This window comes from Phenylobacterium sp. (assembly GCF_013911965.1).
GTDB lineage: Bacteria > Pseudomonadota > Alphaproteobacteria > Caulobacterales > Caulobacteraceae > Phenylobacterium.
In genome coordinates this window covers 12,947-29,866 of record NZ_JACESE010000001.1, presented here as the reverse complement: position 1 = coordinate 29,866, position 16,920 = coordinate 12,947, and the positions used below count along the sequence as shown (strand labels likewise).

The window sequence follows — 16,920 nt, the reverse complement described above, 5'->3', positions numbered from 1 at the left end:
GTTCGTGCGCCTTCGAGGCGCGGGCTTGCCCTCGACGCGCCGCATGGGCAGGCTTGCCGTGCAGATTCTGACGCTGCGCCAACTGACGAGTCCCCGTGCCCGCCGCGACACCCGACGACCTCGCCATCCTGATGTCCCAGATCGCCACCGGCGATCGCGACGCCCTGCGACAACTTTATCAGGCCACCTCGTCGAAGCTGTTCGGCGTCTGCCTACGTATCCTCTCGGACAAGGACGAGAGCGAGGACGTGCTGCAGGAGGTCTATGTCACGATCTGGCGACGCGCCGACCGGTTCGATGCGAGCCGGGCGAGCGTGATGACCTGGATCTCCACCATCGCCCGGAACCGGGCGATCGATCGGCTGCGCGCCCGCGGACCGCTGGCTCACGCCGAGCAGGTGGAGGAGCTGGAGATCGCCGATCCGGCGCCGGAGGCCGTGGCCCTGCTGGAGTCGGCTGAACAGGTCAGCGCTCTGCAGCAGTGCCTGGCCGAACTGGACGAGCGGACGCAGCACGCGATCCGCACCGCCTTCTTCGAAGGCGTCACATACGAAGCCCTCGCCAAGCGGCTGGAGACGCCGCTCGGCACGGTGAAGAGCTGGATTCGGCGGGGGCTGATGAAGCTGAAAGGGTGCCTGGAGCCATGAGCGACACAGGTCCTGAACTGAACGAACCCGAGGCCCTGGCGGCCGAACATGCGCTTGGCGTGCTGACCGCGGCGGAGCGGGCTGCGGCGGAGCGGCGCATGGCCGCCGATCCCGCCTTCGCCCAGCAGGTGGACGCCTGGCGCGTCCGCCTGGGGCCCCTGGGAGCGGAGATTCCCGCGGTGACGCCCTCGGCGGCGGTCTGGCCGCGGATCGAACGCGCCCTGCCGGTCAACGACAATGCGCCGGCCGCCGCCTTCGGCCGCCGCCTGGCCTTCTGGCGCTCGGCCACCGTCGGCGCCATGGGGCTGGCCGCCGCCAGCCTGGCGCTCGCGATCTATTTCGGGGCCCGTCCGCCGGAGGTGATCACCCAGCCGGCGCCGGCGCCGGCTCCGCTGCTGAACGCCAATCTGAGCACCGAGGCGGGTCAGCCGCTCTTCGTCGCCTCCTACGATCCCGTGCGTCAGGCCCTGATCGTCACCTCGCTGGTGCCGCCGGGGACCGATCCGCTGCACGTCCACGAGCTGTGGCTGATCCCCGAGGAGGACGGCGTGCCGCGCTCGCTGGGCACAGTGGAGCCGGGGACGGTGCGCACGGTCGCGCTCGACAGGTCGCTGTCGCAGCTGGCCCACGAGGGCGCGGAACTGGCCGTCTCGGTCGAGCCGCCGGGCGGCTCGACGCAGCAGGGGCCGAGCGGCCCCGTGGCCGCCGTGGGCGAACTCGGCCGGATCTGATGGGAAGGCTCTGACGCGGCGGGCGAACCGCCGCGTCGGACCCCGCCTAGCGCGCCGCGTCCATGTGGCCGGCGAAGCGCTCGAACAGGTAGAGCGAGTCCGTCGGTCCCGGGGACGCCTCCGGGTGGTGCTGGACGGAGAAGACCGGCCGGTCCTTCAGAGCCACGCCGGCGTTGGTGCCGTCGAACAGCGACACGTGGGTCTCCATCACCGGCGCCGGCAGGCTGTCGCGGTCGACCGTGAAGCCGTGGTTCATGGAGACGATCTCCACCTTGCCGGTGGTCAGGTCCTTCACCGGGTGGTTGGCCCCGTGGTGGCCCTGCTCCATCTTCACCGTGCGGGCGCCCAGCGCCAGGGACAGCATCTGATGACCCAGGCAGATGCCGAAGACCGGCTTGTCGCTGTCCACCAGCTTGCGGATCTCCGGCACCGCATAGGCGCCGGTGGCGGCCGGATCGCCGGGCCCGTTCGACAGCAGGATGCCGTCCGGATTGCGCGCCAGCACGTCCTCGGCGCTGGTCGAGGCCGGCAGGACGGTGGCCCGCGCGCCGATGCTGGTGAGCGCGCGCAGGATGTTGCGCTTCACGCCATAGTCGAGGACCACGACATTGTACTTCGGCTCCGGCAGAGGCTGGGCGTAGCCCTCGGGCCAGTTCCACAGGCCCTCGTCATAGACGAAGGGCTGCAGGCAGGAGGCGTCCTTGGCCAGGTCCAGGCCGACGAGGCCAGTCCAGCGCCGGGCCTTGGCGATCAGGTCTTCGAGGTCGAAGCGGCCCTGGGGGTCGTGGGCGATGACGCCGTGCGGCATGCCCTGCTCGCGGATGCGGCGGGTGAGCGCCCGGGTGTCGACCCCCGCCAGCCCGATGACGCTGCGCCGCGCCATCCAGGTCTGCAGGTCGGCGTCGGAACGCCAGTTGGCCGGGGCGGTCGGCACGTCGCGGAAGATGGCGCCGCGGGCGGCGGTTTCGGCCGCGCCGGACATCTGCTCGATGTCCTGAACATTGGTCCCGACATTGCCCATGTGCGGGAAGGTGAAGGCCACGATCTGGGCCATGTACGAGGGGTCCGTCAGGATCTCCTGATAACCCGTCATGGCGGTGTTGAAGCAGACCTCGCCCACCGCGTCGCCGGTCGCGCCGACGCCGATCCCCTGAAGGACGGTCCCGTCGGCCAGGGCCAGCACGCCGGTCGCGCCGGAGAGAAGTTGGCTCGTCATGGGGGACTCCTTTGCGGGTGGGCTATGGTCGCAAAAAGGCGGGCGAGGGTGAACCCCGCCCGCCGACCAAACGGCCGGGTAGGTAATGACTCGATCTCCCGCGGTCAATGCGCCTCACCGGGCGGGTGACCGGCGCGGACGCCTCGACTAGCCTTGCGGAAACGAACGAGGGAGACGCCATGTCGCAGTCCGGCCATATCGATCCCGACCGCCAGGCCTGGGAGCTCTTCAAGTCGCTGCCTCGGGACCAGCCCGTCCACATGCTGAACCTGGTGCGCCTGAAGCCCCTGGCGGACTATCCCGAAGGCCATCCCAACCACGGCAGGGGCATGACGGGGCGCGAGGCCTATCAGGCCTACGGCCGCACCACCGCCCACATCTTCAAGCGTCTCGGCGGCGCCCAGGTCTGGGTGGGAAAGCCGGAAGTGACTCTGACCGGGCCGCAGGATGAGGCCTGGGACATCGCCTTCATCGCCGCCTATCCGAACGCGGAGGCCTTCATCTCCATGGTGCGCGATCCGGAGTACCAGCAGCTGGTCGCCCATCGCACCGCCGGCGTGGCCGACTCCCGACTGATCCGCATGTCGCCCACCGAGCCCGGCGAGGGCTTCGGCGAGTAGGAGACCTGGCCATGCTCGCCCTGCGTCCGAACTGCGAATGCTGCGACCGCGACCTGCCGCCGGACTCCGACCAGGCCCGCATCTGCACCTTCGAATGCACCTTCTGCGCCGACTGCGTGGAGAGCCGGCTCGGCGGCGCCTGCCCCAATTGCGGCGGCGGCTTCGTCCCGCGGCCGATCCGTCCGGCGCATCTGCTGGCCAAGTACCCGCCCTCGACGGAGCGGGTGCGCAAGGCGCATGCGGGCTGCGCAGCCTAGCCGCCCAGCACCTCCGAAATGGCCCCGAACAGGGTCTCGGCGCGGATCGGCTTGGCGATGTGACGGTCGGCGCCGGCCTCGGCGCTCGCCTCCCGGTCCTCGGGCGCCGAATTGGCCGACAGCACGATGATCGGCAGCCGGCCGTCCGGCCGCTGGGCCTCGCCCTGACGGATGGCGCGGATGGCCTCGAAGCCGTCCATCACCGGCATGCGCAGGTCCATGAGGACGAGATCGAAGGCGTCGGCGCGCAGGGCGTCCAGCGCCTCGGCGCCGTTCTCCACGCTCACCACCTCGGCGCCCGCGGCGTCCAGCATCAGCTCCACCACGCGGCGGTTGGTCGGGTTGTCGTCGGCGACGAGCACGCGCAGGCGCCCCTGCGCCTCGGCGGCCTCGGCCACCGTCTCGGCGCTCGCCTCGGCGAGGGGGGCGGTGAGGGGATCATAGGCCAGCAGACCGCCGACCAGCTCGTCGAGCTGGGCCGCCGAGGCGATCAGCTCGTCCACCACGCCCTTCTGGACCGGGTCGAGCGGCGTCGCGCTCAGGGCCTGGGCCAGGCCCATGACGCCGTTCAGCGGCGTGCGCAGCTCGTGGCTCATGTCGGCCAGGAACTCGCTCTTGGCCCGGCTGGCGGCGGCCTCCCGCTCCAGGGCCTGCGCCAGTTCCTGGGCCTGACGCTTCATCTCGGTGATGTCGACGCGCAGACCGATCAGTCCGCCGTCGGCGGTGCGCCTGTCCTCCACCATCAGCCAGCGCCCGTCGGAGAGCTGCTGCTCCAGCCGCTCGCCCGTGGGGTTCTCCAGCTTGGCGAGGCGTTCGGCGATCCACGCCTCCTCCCGGCCGGCCGCCTCGGGGTAGTCGCCGCGCTCGACGCCGATCCGCAAGGTCTCGGCGAGCTTGCGGCCCGGGGCGAAGAGGTCGGCGGAGCGGTGGTAGATCTCGGCGTAGCGCGCGTTCCAGAGGATGTAACGCCCCTCGGCGTCCAGGAAGACGACGCCCTCGGGAAAGGCGTCGATGGCGGCCTGCAGGCGGTCCCGGGCCTGCTCGGCCTCGCCCTCGGCCCGACGCAGGACGCCGCCGCCGACCCACCGGTCGAGCACGCGCACGACCGCCCGCCCCACAGCCTCCAGTCCCGTGCCCGCCATCCCCAAACTCCAACGCTCTCCGGCGCCGAAGTGAGACTCGTCATGTGTTGCGGAATTCCTTCGACGGGCATCAAGTCGCATCTCGCCCTGGGGTTGCTCGTTGCGTGAGCGCTCCGGCGCCTGCTGTCTGGACACGGGCGGTTCGCAAACCGCCTCGCGGGCGATATGAGGCGGCCATGACCATCACCACGGTCGGCTTGGACGCCGACGACACCCTCTGGCACAACGAAACCCTGTTCCGGCTGACCCAGGCGCGGTTCTTCGATCTTCTGTCCGACGTCGCCGATCAGGCGACCCTGGAGACGAAGCTCGCCGAGACGGAGAAGCGGAACCTGCGCCTCTATGGCTATGGGGTGAAGGGCTTCACCCTCTCGATGATCGAGACCGCCATGGAGCTGACCGGCGGCGAGGCGCCGCCGCGGGTGATCCGCGAAATCCTCGCGGCCGGCCGCTCCATGCTCACCGAGCCGGTGGAGCCGCTGCCCGGCGTGGAGGACGCCCTGGCCGCGCTCTCGAAGCGCTACCGGCTGATCCTGATCACCAAGGGCGACCTCCTGCACCAGGAGCAGAAGCTGGCGGCGTCCGGCCTGGGCGATCTGTTCGTGGCCGTGGAGATCGTCAGCGAGAAGGACGCCTCGACCTATGAGGGGGTGTTCCGCCGCCACGGAACCGGCGCCGCCCAGGCCGCCATGTGCGGCAACTCCCTGCGCTCCGACATCCTGCCGGCGCTGGAGGCGGGCGCCTGGGCCGCCCACGTCCCCTATGCGGTGACCTGGGCCCACGAAATGGCCGACGCGCCGGAGGGCCATCCCCGGTTCGCCGAGCTCTCCAGCATCTCCGAACTGCCGGACTGGCTCGATAAGGTGAGCTGAAAAGCGGCCGGTCGTGTCACACGCCGCCGTCCTCGCGCGTCCTGGCCACGTAACGAGGGAGGCGCCGGGATGGTGCGACATTGGGAAAGTCTGGTCAGCGGCCTTCTGGGGCTTGGCCTCGCCGTGAACGGCCTCGCCATGCTGGGCGCGCCTTTCGCCTGGTACGAGGCCGTGCCTGGGGTGGTGAAGACCGGCCCCTTCAACAGCCATTTCGTGCGCGATGTGGGCGCGGCCTATCTGGTCTCCGGCGCGGCGCTCCTGGTCTTCGCTAGGCGGCCGCGGGCCTGGCCGGCCTTGTGGGCGGCCGCAGGGTTCCTGATCCTGCATGGCGGCGTCCACCTGTTCGACACGCTCTGCGGCCGTTCGACCTTGGCGGACCTCGCCGGCGACCTGCCGGGCGTGTTCGGGCCGGCGCTGGTGGCGGCGCTGCTGGCGGTTCGCGCCGCCCGGGAGGCCTGAATGCTGAAGACCCTTCTTGGCCGCCAGCTCGACCGCTTCGAACGCACCTGGTCGTACGACGCCAGCTATCTGCGTCGCCTGCTGGCGGCCAATCCCGTCAGCGTCCTGAAGTTCGGCCTGGTGAGCGGAATGGCGCCGCGGGACGGCGCGCCGCTTGGCGCCGTGGCGGCGGCGGAGATCGCCGCCACCCTCTCCGAGGACTGCGGCCCCTGCGTTCAGATCGTCGTGGACAAGGCGCTCGCCGCCGGGCTCGCCCCGGAGGTGCTGCGGGCGATCCTGGACGGGAACCCCGAAGGCATGGGCCGGGAGGCCGCGATCGGGTGGCGCTTTGCACGGGCGAGCCTCGATCGGGACCTGGCGACGACGGACCCGCTGCGGGAGGAGATCGTCGGGCTCTGGGGCGAGCGGGGGCTCGCCGCCATCGCGCTCGCGCTGACGGCCGCCCGTCTCTATCCGACGTTGAAATATGCGCTGGGTTACGGAAGGACCTGTACGCGCGTGGTCGTGGGCGGCGAACCGTTCGCGCCGACGCCAAGAGGGGGGATTCTGTGACGCCGTCGCCCGATCTGGCCGCCTTCGAGGCCGAACGCCCGCGTCTGCAGCGGCTCGCCTATCGCATGCTCGGCTCGGTGGCCGAGGCCGAGGACGTGGTCCAGGACGCCTGGATCCGCTGGAGCGGGGCAGGGGAGGCGGTCGATGATCCCGCCGCCTGGCTGGTGCGGACCACGAGCCGGCTCTGCCTGGACCGCCTGCGCGCGGCCAAGGTGCGGCGCGAGGCCTACCGAGGCCCGTGGCTGCCGGAGCCGCTGATCGAGGAGCCGACGACAGATCCGGTGGAGCGGGCGGAAGACGTCTCCGTCGCCTTCCTCCTGGCGCTGGAGCGCCTGTCGCCGCTGGAGCGGGCCGTCTTCCTGCTGCACGAGGTGTTCGACGAGGATTATGCCGCCGTGGCCCGAACGCTGGACCGCAGCGAGGCGGCGGTGCGCCAGCTCGCCAGCCGGGCGAGGGCCCATCTGCAGGCGGCCAAGCCCCGCTTCACGGTCGATCAGCAGGCCGCAGTGCGCCTCGCCAACGCCTTCATGGCCGCGGCGGCCAAGGGCGACATGGCCAGCCTGCGCGACCTGCTGGCCGAGGATGCGGTGATGGTCACCGACGGGGGCGGCCGGCGCAGCGCCGCCCTGCGCCCGCTGGTGGGCCCGGACGACATCGTCGCCATGCTCACGGGACTGGCCTGGCGGGGCCGCGCCTGGCCGACGTCCAGCGCCGGCCCGTTGCGCTACCGCGCCGTGCGCATCAACGGACTGCCGGGCCTGATCCTCGAGCCGGACGACGGCCCCATGACCATCGCCTTCCAGCCGGGCGCGGGGGGGCGGCTGTCGGCCATCTACATCATGCGGAACCCGGACAAGCTGGCGCACCTTCGCCGCTGAAGGGTGACGCCGCCCGCGCCCTGGCGCATATGTCGGGCGTGCGGATCGACGAACGCTTCCTGGACGAGATCAAGTCGCGCCTGCGCCCATCGGACGTGATCGGGCGGACGGTGAAGCTGCGCCGGCAGGGGCGCGAGTTCGTGGGCCTGTCGCCCTTCACCAAGGAGCGGACGCCCTCCTTTTACGTCAATGACGACAAGGGCCAGTTCTTCGATTTCTCCTCCGGCAAGAACGGGGACCTGATCACCTTCCTGCAGGAGACCGAGCGGCTCTCCTTCATGGAGGCGGTCGAGCGCCTGGCGGCGGAGGCGGGGGTGCCCATGCCGGCGCCTGATCCGCACGCGGCGGAACGCGAGAAGGTGCGGCAGGGCCTGGCCGACTGGCTGGAGGCGGCGGCGGCCTGGTTCGAAGGCGAGCTGCGCCGGCCCGCGGGCCGCGACGCGCGGGACTATCTGGAGCGCCGCGGCCTGCCGGAGAAGGAGTGGAGCCGCTTCCGCCTGGGCTTCGCGCCTGGCGGTCGCACGGCGCTGAAGGATTATCTGGTGGCCAAGGGCGCGCGGCCGCCCGAACTGGTCGAGGCCGGCCTGCTCATCGCGCCGGAGGACGGCGGCGCCCCCTATGACCGGTTCCGCGACCGCATCATCTTCCCGATCGCCGATGCGCGGGGGCGGGTGGTCTCGTTCGGCGGACGGGCGATGGACCCGAAGGCTCGCGCCAAGTACCTGAACGGGCCGGAGACCTCGCTCTTCCACAAGGGGCACGTCCTCTACGGCCTGGGCGAGGCGCGGAAGATCCTCGGCGCCGCGCCCTCGGGGGAGGATCCGCCGCTGGTGGTGGTGGAAGGCTACATGGACGCCATCGCCTGTCACCGGGCCGGGATCGCCGCGGTCGCCCCGCTGGGCACGGCGCTCACCGAAGAGCAGATGGAGCTCCTGTGGCGGCTGCATCCCGAGCCGACCCTGTGCTTCGACGGCGACCGCGCCGGCCAGCAGGCGGCCTCGCGGGCCATGGACCGCGCCCTGCCGCTGCTGAAGCCGGGCCGCAGCTTCCAGTTTTCCATCGTCGAGGGCGGCAAGGATCCAGACGACGTCCTGCGCGAGCAGGGCGCCGCGGCCCTGCGGCAGCAGATCTCCAGGACCACCCCTTTCGTCCAGGCGCTGTTCGACCGCGAAAAGGCCGCCGAGACGCTGGACACGCCCGAGCGGCGGGCGGGACTGAAGGCCCGCCTGCGGCATGCCGCCGCAACCATCGCCGACAAGGACCTTCAGCAGGCCTATCGCCAGGACCTGCTGGAGCGTTTCGACGCCCTGTTCCGCCGTGAGCCGCCCCCTCACCAGGGCCCGGAGGGCGGCGGATGGCGTCCGGGGTCGCGGCGCGGCCGGTGGCGGGGCGCGGCCGACGCCTGGAGCGAGCCTGCGCCCTCGACGCCGCTTGGCAAGGCCGCCGCCGGTCGCCTGGCCAATGGGGTCGACCCGGCGCCCGCGGCGCTCGCGGCCTATGCGGTCGCTCACCCCCAGGTGCTGGACGACCACCTGGAGGACTCCTTCGCCACCGAAGGTTTCGGCGAACCGGGGCTCTGTGAATTGGTCAAGGAAATCATTCGCCTGCGACTTGAGGCGGACCATCTTGACTCGGACAGCCTGACGCGCCATCTGGCGTCGTGCGGGTTTAACGCGCTGCTGAAAGACATCGACCGGGCCGCCGCGACATCGGGCGCGCCCTTCCTGAAACCGGATGTCTCCCTCGAAGTCGCGTATTCGCAGTGGTCGCAAGCCTTCGCCAGCCTGTCTCGGTTGGCGGCGCTCGATCGGGCCATCGACGCCGCGAAGGGCAACCTTCGTGAGCGATCCGATATGGAGGCCTTCGAGCGTCTCAAGGGGGAGCGCGACGCACTCAGACGCGCGACCAGAGAGTGGAACGATTAGGGCGGCGCGCGGGTCGTTAGGACAACGACCCTCGGAAATCGTCCTTGTTAGTCATAGTCGGCCCGTCCTTTGCATGCGCAGAGGCGAGCCGAACCGGAGAATTCGATGAGCACCAACACGGCCGAAGCGGAAACGACCGAAGCCCAAACCAGCGACGGTCCGCTGCTCGACCTGACGGACGCCGCGGTCAAGAAGTTCATCAAGCAGGCCAAGACCCGCGGCTACGTCACCATGGACGAGCTGAACAAGGTCCTGCCGTCTGAAGAGGTGACCTCCGAGGCCATCGAAGACACGCTGGCCATGCTGTCGGAGATGGGCGTCAACGTCGTCGAGGCCGAAGAGGACGCCGAGGGCGGCGAGGTCGCGGTCCGCGAGGAGACGGCCGTCGTCGAGACGACCAAGGAGCCGGCCTACGACCGCACCGACGACCCCGTGCGCATGTACCTGCGCGAGATGGGTTCGGTGGAGCTGCTCTCGCGCGAGGGCGAGATCGCCATCGCCAAGCGCATCGAGGCCGGCCGCGACACCATGATCCGCGGGCTGTGCGAAAGCGCCCTGACCTTCGAAGCCATCATGGTCTGGCGCGAGGAGCTGGCCTCGGGCCGCATCCTGCTGCGCGAGGTGATCGACCTCGAGCAGACCTATGGCGGCCAGAACGCCGGCGCTGAGGAAACCCCCGAGGCCAAGTCCGACAGCGACGCCGGCGGCGAGGCCAAGGCCGAGGGCGAAGGCGAGGACGACGACGACGATTTCGACGACGGCGCCGGCCCGACCATCAGCGCGATGGAAGCCGAGCTGCGCGAGGGCGTCATGGAGACGCTGGACGCCATCGCCGGCGAATTCGACGCCTTCCGCCGCCTGCAGGAGAAGCTGGTCGCCCGCAAGCTGGCCGGCGAAGACCTGGGCGACGCCGACCGCAAGGCTTTCGAGGCGGCGACGAACACCATCGTCCAGCACCTCAAGACGCTGAAGCTGAACAACAACCGCATCGAGGCGCTCGTCGAGCAGCTCTATGCGATCAACAAGCGCCTGATGGGCCTGGAAGGCCGCCTGCTGCGCCTGGCCGACTCCTACGGCATCAGCCGGGCGGAGTTCCTGAAGGCTTATTTCGGCTCCGAGCTCGATCCGAACTGGGGCGACAAGGTCAAGGACCTGGGCGTCCGCTGGACCAAGTTCGTGGAGAACGACGCCGGGCAGATCGCCGAGATCCGCACCGAGATCGCCGCGCTCGCCACCGAGACCGGCGTGGCCATCGACGACTATCGCCGCATCGTGCAGACGGTGCAGAAGGGCGAGCGCGAGGCCCGGCAGGCCAAGAAGGAGATGGTGGAGGCGAACCTGCGCCTCGTGATCTCCATCGCCAAGAAGTACACCAACCGCGGCCTGCAGTTCCTGGACCTGATCCAGGAGGGCAACATCGGCCTGATGAAGGCGGTCGACAAGTTCGAGTACCGCCGCGGCTACAAGTTCTCGACCTACGCCACCTGGTGGATCCGGCAGGCCATCACCCGCTCGATCGCCGACCAGGCGCGCACCATCCGCATCCCGGTGCACATGATCGAGACGATCAACAAGATCGTCCGCACCTCGCGCCAGATGCTGCACGAGATCGGCCGCGAGCCGACGCCGGAGGAGCTGGCCGAGAAGCTGGCCATGCCGCTGGAAAAGGTGCGCAAGGTCCTGAAGATCGCCAAGGAGCCGATCTCCCTCGAAACCCCCATCGGGGACGAGGAGGATTCGCACCTGGGCGACTTCATCGAGGACAAGAACGCCGTCCTGCCCATCGACGCGGCCATTCAGTCGAACCTGCGCGAGACCACCACCCGCGTGCTCGCCTCGCTGACTCCGCGGGAGGAGCGCGTGCTGCGCATGCGCTTCGGCATCGGCATGAACACCGACCACACCCTCGAGGAGGTCGGCCAGCAGTTCAGCGTCACCCGCGAGCGGATCCGCCAGATCGAGGCCAAGGCCCTGCGCAAGCTCAAGCACCCCAGCCGGTCGCGCAAGCTGCGCAGCTTCCTGGACAGCTAGGCGCTGTCGCCATCCGAACGACGAGGACCCCGCCGGCGACGGCGGGGTTTTTCGTTTGGGGTTGGGCCCTCGTGGGAGAGCTCCTCCCCGCAAGGGTGAGGGGAGACTAGCTCCTCCGCCGGGCGCGGAAGGCCGCCTCCACGGACGGCGTCACCAGCCAGTCGATCTCCTCGCCCACCGACTCCAGCTCCTTGGCCGTGCTGGACGAGACGTGCAGGAACTGGGCGTCGCAGATGAAGTGGACCATGGGGATCGAGGCGTCGAGTCGCTCGGCCAGGCCGTGCAGGTTGAACTCCTCGTGGAAGTTGGTGGCCTCGCGCAGGCCGCGCACGATGTGGGTGGCGCCGATGGCGCGGGCGTAGCGCACCAGGCTCTGGCGCGCATATTCCCCGACCTCCAGCGACTCGCCCAGGATCGCCTCGGCCTCCGGCCACAGGTCCAGCAGCGAGCGCCGGATCAGGTCTGTGCTCTGCTCGACGCTGAACATCCGCTGCTTGCGCACGTTCGTCCCCACCGCCACGTGGACGGAGTCGAAGGTCATCAGGGCCTTGCGGATGATGTCCAGGTGGCCGCGGGTCACGGGATCGAACGATCCGGCATAGAGCGCCTTGGTCCGGCCGGCCTTGCTCAGCGGCATCCTTCGGGGTCTCCCACGGGGCGTTGACCGACCCTCCGACGCCGCGCGGCGCGAGGCAAGAGAGGATGCGCGGAGCCGGACGAAGACCTATCTTTCCGCCATGGCGCGGATCCTCATCATCGCGGGCGTCGTGCTGGTGCTCGCCGGCCTGCTCTGGCCCTGGCTCTCGCGCCTGGGCCTCGGCCAGCTTCCCGGCGACATCGTGGTGCGCCGGCCGGGCTTCACCTTCTACTTTCCCATCGTCACCAGCCTGCTGGCGAGCGCGGTGCTGACCCTGATCTTCTGGATTTTCCGGCGATAGGGCGCCTAGTGCGCGATCCCGCGCGCCATCTGGAAGAGGGTGAGGAAGATCTCGGCCAGGATCAGGATGACGATGATCGCCTCCAGGCGCAGGGAGCGTTCGGTGTCGATCAGGTCGGTCATCACCGTCGCCGTCTCGCCGATCAGGTCGAGCTTGCGCCCCAGCGTCTCGGCCCGCTCGACCAGCTCGTACTCGTCCTCCAGCCGGGCGTAGAGGCGCTCCAGGTCCGGGCGGTCCCACAGGATGTCGGGCTTCTCGCGCACCGCCACCCGCTCGGCCACCCGGTGCTGCACCAGCAGCGAAGCGCCGATCAGCCGGATCATGTCGCGCCGGCCGCCCGGGCGCTTGCCGGTGTCCGACAGCTTCCGCGCCCAGGGCTCGATGGTGTCGAACACCTTGGCGACCTGCCGCTCGTCCTGCTCCAGCGCCGCGCTCTTGGCCACGGCGTCGGCGACCACCAGCAGCTTGTCGGGGGTGAGCGCGCCGATGCGCACCACGCCGTCGGCCTCCACGCCCTCGCTGGCGCCTTCGCCGGCGGCGACCTGGATCGTCTCCTCCTCGCGCGCCTCGTGCTGGCCGTGAACGCGGGGCAGGATGCCCCGGATCACGTCGTCCTCGGTGATCGGGTCGAGCCCGATCAGAACGACCACCCCGTAGCGGAACACGACCACCAGGCCGTCCGCCACGCGGAAGGAGAGGGGGGCGGTGGAGAGCGCGTCGCGCCGCTCCAGGCCGAGCGTGTCGATCCTCTCCCCCAGAACCACGGCGCGCGCGGTCAGGGAGGGCTCCTCACGGGGCAGGGGCAGGGTCTTGGCGGGCGAGTCCATCGCCGCCTAGAGCATCACAGACGCCGGCGCGGTGAAAGGCCCGGGCGGCCTCAGGGGCGTTCCTGCAGCGCCATCAGCTCCTTCCACATGGCGTCGGCCGTGCGGATGGTGGCGAGCTGGGCGGTGAACTGGTGCTTCGCGCTGATCTGCTCGACGGCTTCCTGCTCGTAGCTCGCGGTCGAGCCTTCGACGCCGATCGTCGCCGTACGCTGGGCCGAGGCCTCGAAGCGGCGGGTGGCGGCGAGCATGCCGTACTGGGCGGTGACGATCGGGTCCATGGCGGGTCTCCTGAACCTGCACCATGGGGCGCCGCGGTTAAGCCCGCGCGTACGGACGTGGTGAAGGCTTCCCTACCGCCAGGCGTAGTTGAAGCTGATGCTGATCCGCGGCGTCTTGGCGGCGTTGGCCGGAACCTCATGGCGCAGCCAGCTTTCCCACATCAGGATCGTGCCGGCGTCCGGCTGCAGGTAGACGAAGCTGCGGGCGCTCTCCGGCGCGTCGGCTTCGCGCGGCGGGGCGGCCATCATCAGCGGCAGGCGCGGATCCTCCAGCTTCAGGGCGCTGGCGCCCGGCGGGACCGCCACATAGACGGTGCCGGAGATGACGCTGTGCGGGTGGATGTGGCCGGTGTGGCCCGCGCCGGGCTTCAGCAGGTTGACCCACAGGCTGTCGAGCCGCAGGCGGCCGCCGCCCAAGTCCATGTGCAGGGCCTTGGCGTAGGCCCGCGCGTGGCGGTCGAGCCTGGTCTTCAGTTCGGCGAAGACGGTCGCCCGCTGCGGCAGGTCGTCGAGGGAGGCGTAGGAGGTGTAGCCGCCATAGGCGTTGGCCTTGCACCAGGCGCGACCGGCGGCGTCCTCCTCGGCGAGCATCAGGACGGCCTCTTCCAGCTCGGCGTTGAACGCTGCGAAGTCGCGCCCCTCGGCGAGGCTCGCTTGATAGATCTCAGTGATGAAGAGGGGGCGCAGGCTCATGATGGCGCCGCTTACCCCATCTGCCGGCCCGAAGAAATGGCCTGTCTGAAAGTCGCCGTATTTCCGCGGCTTATGGGCGATCTGGAGGATTTCGTATGATAAAAAGCGTCTCTCTCATGGCCGCGCTCGCGGCCCTCGCCTTCACCGGCGCCGCCCAGGCGCAGACCGCCGGCCAAAGCCGCATCGGCGTGCCGGACAAGACCGAGATCTGTCTCGACGTGAACGGCGGTCGCCTGCCGATCGTCTGCAAGATGTCGGGCGGCCGGCTCGACCAGCGCGAGGACATCTGCACCTGTCCGGCCGGCGTCCGCACGTCGGTCGCCGTCTGCCAGCCGGGCCAGGAAGCGCCGCCGGAGAACGTGGCGCTCAACGCCGTGCGCCGCGAGGCCGCCCGCGACGGCAGCCTCATCGGCGACACCTTCGAGGGTAAGCCGATCTGCGTGGCCCCGCGCGCCGGCTAGGCGCCGGGGGGTTGCGGCGCCCTCAGCCCGAGAGGGCGCCGTAGACCATCTTTTGGAACACGGGCAGGGCGGCGCGCCCGCCCATGCGCTGGCCCGTCGCCAGCTGCGCCGCCGCCTCGGGGCCGAGCGGCATAGAGTTCTGGATCAGATAGATGAGAACCAGGTCGGCCTTGGGGTCGGCCTGCCACCAGGTGCCGAAGGCGCCGGGCCAGCCGAAGGCGCCTTCGTTGCCGGCGCCCATCCAGGCCTGTTTCTCCGGATCGGTGATCACCGAGACGCCCAGGCCGAAGCCCTGGCCCAGCCAGAAGGGGATGCCCATGAAGGGGATGGCCCGCTGCTCCGGCGTCAGCCGGTTCTGCGTCATCATGGCCAGCGTCTCCGGCTTGAGCAGCCGCACGCCCTCCAGTTCGCCGCCGCCAAGCATCAGGCGGGCGAACTTCAGATAGTCGTCGGCCGTCGAGACCAGCCCGCCGCCGCCCGCGGCGAAGGCCGGCGGAGCCTGATAGTAGGGGAAGGGGACTTCCTCGAGCGCATCGGTCTCGGGATTGATCCGATAGAGCTTGGCGGCCCGGTCCAGCTTCTCCGGCGGCACGTGGAAGGCCGTGTCGACCATGCCGAGCGGGCCGAAGATCCGCTCCTGGAGCACGTCTCCGAGCGGCTTGCCTTCGATGCGGCCGACGATGAAGCCGAGGACGTCGGTGGCGTGGCTGTAGTGGAAGCGCTCGCCCGGCTGATAGGACAGCGGCAGTTCGCCCAGCTTCTTCATCCACTCGTCCGGCGAAAGCGGCGTGCCGAGCGCCGGCCCCAGGGCCTTCTCGTGCGCCTCGCCGATCGGCCCGACGGAGGTGAAGCCGTAGGCCAGGCCCGAGCGATGGGTCATCAGGTCTTCGATGGTGATGTCGCGGGCGGCCGGGACCGTCTGGTCCAGCGGACCGTCCGCGGCCTTCAGCACCTGCATGCCCGAGAATTCCGGCGCCCAGCGGGTGATCGGGTCCTCCAGCCGGAGCTTGCCTTCCTCCATCAGCATCAGCGCCGCCACCGAGGTGATCGGCTTGGTCATGGAGGCGATGCGGAAGATGGTGTCGCGGGTCATCGGCTTGCCCGAGGCGACGTCGCGATGGCCCACCGTATTGACCTGGACCACCTCGCCCTTGCGCCAGACCAGCGTCACGAAGCCCGACAGGTCGCCCGCGTCCACCACGCCCAGCAGCGCCGGACCGATGGCCTCCAGGCCCGATGAGGAAAATCCGCCGTCCATACGTTCCAACCCTTCGTACCTGTTGATTGGCGGCCATAGCGCCGCGCCAGCCGTTGTTCGTCAAGCCGCCGCGCCGGAGTCTCCCATGCCGTCCCTCGTCCGCTCGCTTCGCCTGCCCGCCATGCTCGTCCTGGGGGTCGCGGCCCTGGCGCTTGGCGCCTGCTCGCCCCTGACGGCCTTCGCCAACCTCACCCCCACCGACCCCTCCCGGAAACTGGCCGGCGACGTCGCCTACGGCCCCGATCCGCGCCAGGCGCTGGACGTCTATGCGCCGGCGGAGGGGCAGGGCCCCTGGCCGGTGGCGGTCTTCTTCTATGGCGGATCGTGGGAGGACGGACGGCGGCAGGACTATGGCTGGGTGGGGCGCGCCCTGGCCGCGGAGGGATTCCTCACCGTGGTTCCCGACTACCGGCTCCACCCGCAGGTCCGCTTCCCCGCCTTCCTGGAAGACGGCGCCGGGGCGGTCGCCTGGGCGGCGAACAACGCCGAGCGGTTCGGCGGCGACCCTCAGCGGATCGTGCTCGCCGGGCACTCGGCCGGCGCCTACAACGCCCTCATGCTCGCCCTCGACGAGACCTATCTGGAGGCGGCCGGCGTGACGCCGGCGCGGATCCGGGCCGTGGCGGGGCTGGCCGGTCCCTACGACTTCCTGCCGCTCACCGGCGAGATCACGCCCAAGGTGTTCGGGGCCGCAGAGGACCTCTCCGCGACCCAGCCGGTGAACTTCCCCCGCGCCGACGCGCCGCCCGCCTTCCTCGCCGCCGGCGGGGAGGACGAGGTGGTGGAAGCCGAGGACACCCGGATCCTGCAGGCGCGCCTCTCGGCGGCCGGCGCGCCGGCGGCCGCGCGCATCTATCCCGACCTCGGCCACGCCGGCATTCTCCTGGCCCTTTCGCGGCCCCTGCGCGGTTCGGCCCCCGTGCTCGAGGAGATGACGGCCTTCCTGCGCCGCCACGTCGACGCTGCGGCGCCTAACACGCGCTGACCCTTGGCCGGCAAGCCGTCGCAGTCCGTTTCCCTTGGGGAAGGTTTCGCGACGCGGTAATTGAACGGAAGGGCTGAAATGCGTATATGCCCTTTCCCGACGCCGCTTCCGGCTGACGGGGCTGTCAATCTGTAGCCGCAAGGACGCTGT

General features: G+C 70.3%; 20 protein-coding genes. 13 read left to right on the top strand and 7 right to left on the bottom strand.

The genetic code is table 11. The features are described 5' to 3' along the window. Nucleotides 1-95: 95 nt before the first annotated feature. Together H2041_RS00170 and H2041_RS00165 are read left to right on the top strand one after the other, a co-directional pair. Nucleotides 96-647, top strand: coding sequence for a sigma-70 family RNA polymerase sigma factor (locus H2041_RS00170; RefSeq protein ID WP_293408169.1), 552 nt, complete (start codon nucleotides 96-98; stop codon nucleotides 645-647). Next, a complete protein-coding gene (locus H2041_RS00165) occupies nucleotides 644-1,378 on the top strand; it encodes an anti-sigma factor (RefSeq protein ID WP_293408167.1) in 735 nt (244 codons plus the stop codon). The genes H2041_RS00170 and H2041_RS00165 overlap by 4 nt, the downstream gene beginning before the upstream one ends. Before the next feature lie 46 nt (nucleotides 1,379-1,424). On the opposite strand, the gene carA is transcribed toward H2041_RS00165, so the two are convergent. Further along, on the bottom strand, nucleotides 1,425-2,594 hold the full coding sequence (gene carA, locus H2041_RS00160; protein WP_293408165.1) for a glutamine-hydrolyzing carbamoyl-phosphate synthase small subunit: 1,170 nt from the start codon (nucleotides 2,592-2,594) through the stop codon (nucleotides 1,425-1,427). 179 nt (nucleotides 2,595-2,773) lie between these two features. On the opposite strand from carA, the gene H2041_RS00155 reads away from it, so the two are divergent. Both H2041_RS00155 and H2041_RS00150 read left to right on the top strand, forming a co-directional pair. Then, entirely contained in the window at nucleotides 2,774-3,214 is a 441-nt protein-coding gene (locus H2041_RS00155) for a DUF1330 domain-containing protein (protein ID WP_293408163.1), read from the top strand. 11 nt (nucleotides 3,215-3,225) lie between these two features. After that, nucleotides 3,226-3,471 (top strand): DUF1272 domain-containing protein, encoded by a 246-nt coding sequence (locus H2041_RS00150; RefSeq protein WP_293408160.1) that lies wholly within the window; start codon nucleotides 3,226-3,228, stop codon nucleotides 3,469-3,471. Here the strand turns inward: H2041_RS00150 and H2041_RS00145 are convergent. Beyond that, nucleotides 3,468-4,613, bottom strand: coding sequence for a response regulator (locus H2041_RS00145; protein ID WP_293408158.1), 1,146 nt, complete (start codon nucleotides 4,611-4,613; stop codon nucleotides 3,468-3,470). The two genes, H2041_RS00150 and H2041_RS00145, sit on opposite strands and share 4 nt — an antisense overlap. 176 nt (nucleotides 4,614-4,789) lie before the next feature. On the opposite strand from H2041_RS00145, the gene H2041_RS00140 reads away from it, so the two are divergent. The 6 genes from H2041_RS00140 to rpoD all read left to right on the top strand — a co-directional run bounded on the left by H2041_RS00140 (nucleotide 4,790) and on the right by rpoD (nucleotide 11,330). Continuing rightward, entirely contained in the window at nucleotides 4,790-5,485 is a 696-nt protein-coding gene (locus tag H2041_RS00140; RefSeq protein ID WP_293408156.1) for an HAD family hydrolase, read from the top strand. Between the two features lie 69 nt (nucleotides 5,486-5,554). After that, complete coding sequence (locus H2041_RS00135; RefSeq protein ID WP_293408154.1) at nucleotides 5,555-5,944, top strand: hypothetical protein; 390 nt, start codon at nucleotides 5,555-5,557, stop codon at nucleotides 5,942-5,944. Beyond that, nucleotides 5,945-6,496, top strand: coding sequence for a hypothetical protein (locus H2041_RS00130; RefSeq protein WP_293408151.1), 552 nt, complete (start codon nucleotides 5,945-5,947; stop codon nucleotides 6,494-6,496). It begins immediately after the preceding gene. Beyond that, nucleotides 6,493-7,374, top strand: a complete 882-nt coding sequence (sigJ, locus tag H2041_RS00125) for an RNA polymerase sigma factor SigJ (protein WP_293408149.1) — start codon at nucleotides 6,493-6,495, stop codon at nucleotides 7,372-7,374. The genes H2041_RS00130 and sigJ overlap by 4 nt, the downstream gene beginning before the upstream one ends. A 38-nt stretch (nucleotides 7,375-7,412) precedes the next feature. Next, complete coding sequence (gene dnaG, locus H2041_RS00120) at nucleotides 7,413-9,299, top strand: DNA primase (protein ID WP_293408146.1); 1,887 nt, start codon at nucleotides 7,413-7,415, stop codon at nucleotides 9,297-9,299. A 105-nt stretch (nucleotides 9,300-9,404) separates the two neighbouring features. Then, nucleotides 9,405-11,330, top strand: coding sequence for an RNA polymerase sigma factor RpoD (gene rpoD, locus H2041_RS00115; RefSeq protein ID WP_293408144.1), 1,926 nt, complete (start codon nucleotides 9,405-9,407; stop codon nucleotides 11,328-11,330). A 106-nt stretch (nucleotides 11,331-11,436) separates the two neighbouring features. Here rpoD and coaD read toward each other — a convergent pair whose 3' ends face one another. Then, on the bottom strand, nucleotides 11,437-11,967 hold the full coding sequence (gene coaD / locus H2041_RS00110; protein ID WP_293408142.1) for a pantetheine-phosphate adenylyltransferase: 531 nt from the start codon (nucleotides 11,965-11,967) through the stop codon (nucleotides 11,437-11,439). Nucleotides 11,968-12,067: 100 nt separating this feature from the next. Between coaD and H2041_RS00105 the strand changes: the two genes are divergently transcribed. Further along, nucleotides 12,068-12,268, top strand: coding sequence for a DUF2905 domain-containing protein (locus tag H2041_RS00105; RefSeq protein WP_293408140.1), 201 nt, complete (start codon nucleotides 12,068-12,070; stop codon nucleotides 12,266-12,268). Nucleotides 12,269-12,273: 5 nt separating this feature from the next. Here H2041_RS00105 and H2041_RS00100 read toward each other — a convergent pair whose 3' ends face one another. From H2041_RS00100 to H2041_RS00090, 3 genes are all read right to left on the bottom strand, one after another. Beyond that, nucleotides 12,274-13,095, bottom strand: a complete 822-nt coding sequence (locus H2041_RS00100) for an RMD1 family protein (protein WP_293408138.1) — start codon at nucleotides 13,093-13,095, stop codon at nucleotides 12,274-12,276. Nucleotides 13,096-13,145: 50 nt separating this feature from the next. Continuing rightward, a complete protein-coding gene (locus tag H2041_RS00095; protein ID WP_293408136.1) occupies nucleotides 13,146-13,373 on the bottom strand; it encodes a flagellar hook protein FlgE in 228 nt (75 codons plus the stop codon). Between the two features lie 72 nt (nucleotides 13,374-13,445). After that, on the bottom strand, nucleotides 13,446-14,066 hold the full coding sequence (locus H2041_RS00090) for a TIGR02466 family protein (RefSeq protein ID WP_293408134.1): 621 nt from the start codon (nucleotides 14,064-14,066) through the stop codon (nucleotides 13,446-13,448). Between the two features lie 116 nt (nucleotides 14,067-14,182). Between H2041_RS00090 and H2041_RS00085 the strand changes: the two genes are divergently transcribed. After that, on the top strand, nucleotides 14,183-14,527 hold the full coding sequence (locus H2041_RS00085; protein WP_293408132.1) for a hypothetical protein: 345 nt from the start codon (nucleotides 14,183-14,185) through the stop codon (nucleotides 14,525-14,527). A 22-nt stretch (nucleotides 14,528-14,549) separates the two neighbouring features. Here the strand turns inward: H2041_RS00085 and H2041_RS00080 are convergent, their stop codons facing one another. Further along, nucleotides 14,550-15,785 carry a serine hydrolase gene (locus tag H2041_RS00080; protein ID WP_293408130.1) on the bottom strand — a complete coding sequence of 412 codons (1,236 nt, stop codon included), beginning with the start codon at nucleotides 15,783-15,785 and terminating at the stop codon, nucleotides 14,550-14,552. Between the two features lie 85 nt (nucleotides 15,786-15,870). Here H2041_RS00080 and H2041_RS00075 point away from each other — a divergent pair, with 85 nt between their 5' ends. Next, complete coding sequence (locus tag H2041_RS00075) at nucleotides 15,871-16,770, top strand: alpha/beta hydrolase (RefSeq protein ID WP_293408128.1); 900 nt, start codon at nucleotides 15,871-15,873, stop codon at nucleotides 16,768-16,770. The last annotated feature ends 150 nt before the right edge of the window (nucleotides 16,771-16,920 follow it).